The 1,789-nt window shown below is 48.2% G+C and carries 2 protein-coding genes; both read left to right on the top strand.

Going from position 1 to position 1,789, the window contains the following annotated elements:
* Positions 1 to 145 precede the first annotated feature (145 nt).
* On the top strand, positions 146 to 562 hold the full coding sequence (locus tag D7D25_RS17605) for a hypothetical protein (RefSeq protein WP_122970211.1): 417 nt from the start codon (positions 146 to 148) through the stop codon (positions 560 to 562).
* Between the two features lie 18 nt (positions 563 to 580).
* The coding region (locus D7D25_RS17610) for a SpvB/TcaC N-terminal domain-containing protein (protein ID WP_305000398.1) at positions 581 to 1,789 on the top strand (1,209 nt) is incomplete at its 3' end.

The raw sequence follows: 1,789 nt of genomic DNA on the forward strand, positions 1-1,789 counted from the left end.
GCCTGTGGTTTTCTTTTTAGCTTTGCGGCAGAATTCAGCCCCGATCATCTCGATCATTGAATTTCTCATGATGACGGAGCTGACCTCTATTTCTGATCGATTGACATGACGATCATATATTTTTCCGGATTTAAAATTAACACTCATGAAAAAGATTATCTTATTGGCGTCTTTGCTATTGCCAGTCCTGACTGTCAAAGGACAACAAAAACTGTCTTATGCCTATGACGCGGCGGGAAACCGCATCAGCCGCACCATTGTGGTGGGCGCCCATAACATTGAGGGGGAAGCGCCACGGAGTTACATTGACACTATCGACGGCAGGCAACTCGCCATCAACACCGGCAGTGGGCGGCCACAGCTCACCATCGCCGTGGAGGAATATGATTCCTCACTTACGGGAGAATACTCCATCCTGGACAAGGAAGGCACACTGCTCGCCAAAGAAGAGTTGTCAGGGGGGACCACCCTGGTGGAGCTCGAAGAGCTTCCCTCCGGCGGTTATATCCTCCATATCCTTTTAAACGGCCATCCTTCCAGGTGGGAACTGGTCAAGTTGTGACTTTCAATACTTACGATCATGAGAAATTTATTCCCAGTATTCATATGCATGCTGGCATGCGCTGGTATCACCCTGGCGCAGCAAAACACGCCGGCCATTACCGGCAAGAATGTCCCCGATTTGGACAAATGGACCGAAGAACAGATACAGCGATGGGAAGACTCGGTGAGGAATGCCCTGTATCCGGAACCTTCAATAGGATCCATGCGGGTTCCTGTCAAACAATCGTTCAAGGCCGCGAAAAGCGCCATGACCGCGCCTTTGAATTTCACCAACAACCATGTTCCCGATTCCTATCCTGTCGACCAGACTAAAGATGTGGGTGAGATACCTATGACATCTTCACTCACACCATCCGGTGCAATGACGTATAATATCCCCATAGAAATATCACCTGGACGACAGAATTTCCAGCCACCATTATCTATTATGTACAATAGTTTGGCGGCCAATGGAGTAATGGGCATGGGATGGAGTATTGGAGGATTATCCACGATAGACAGGATTGGAAAAAGCATTTACTATGACGGGAAATCCCAGGGCGTGGCCTTGACAAAAGATGACGCCTTCGTGCTGGATGGCACACGCCTGATCAAACTGTCGGAAACCTCCACGCAGATAAACTATGAAACGGAACAGGGACTTGTAAAAGTAACAGCTTTTTTAAGCGGCAGCATCATCCGTTATTTTGAAGTTAGCTACCCGGATGGGAATAAAGGTATTTTCGGCTATACGGACAACAGTACAAACCGCTTAAGCTATCCCCTCACCAGTCTTACCGACCTGAGAGGAAATACCGTCACTTACGCATATACCCTTTCGTACAACCGCTACTATTTAAACACGATCACCTATACTGGCGCATCGGTCACCTTCCAATATGCTACTACCCGGCCAGATCCGATAGTTTCATACGAGAGTGGGCTTAAAGTAACGGAAAATCGTTTGTTGCAACGGATAGAATGCAAGTCGGGTGGCACTACCTTCCGCACATATGAATTCACTTACCAAACCTCATATCCTCAAAATACATCCATGCTTACGCAGATCGGGTGCACAATACCCTCGGGTAAATCTCTCAATCCCCTGCGTTTTTACTATGGCGAGGGAAATACGGCATATACATATACAAACGCAGAGACACAGCTTCTGGAATGGTACACGAATGCCCAGCCCGGGCAACTCATCGTCAGCAAGGGCAAGTTCGACTACGGGACGGACAACGAC

Source organism: Proteiniphilum sp. X52 (assembly GCF_003712195.1).
GTDB lineage: Bacteria > Bacteroidota > Bacteroidia > Bacteroidales > Dysgonomonadaceae > Proteiniphilum.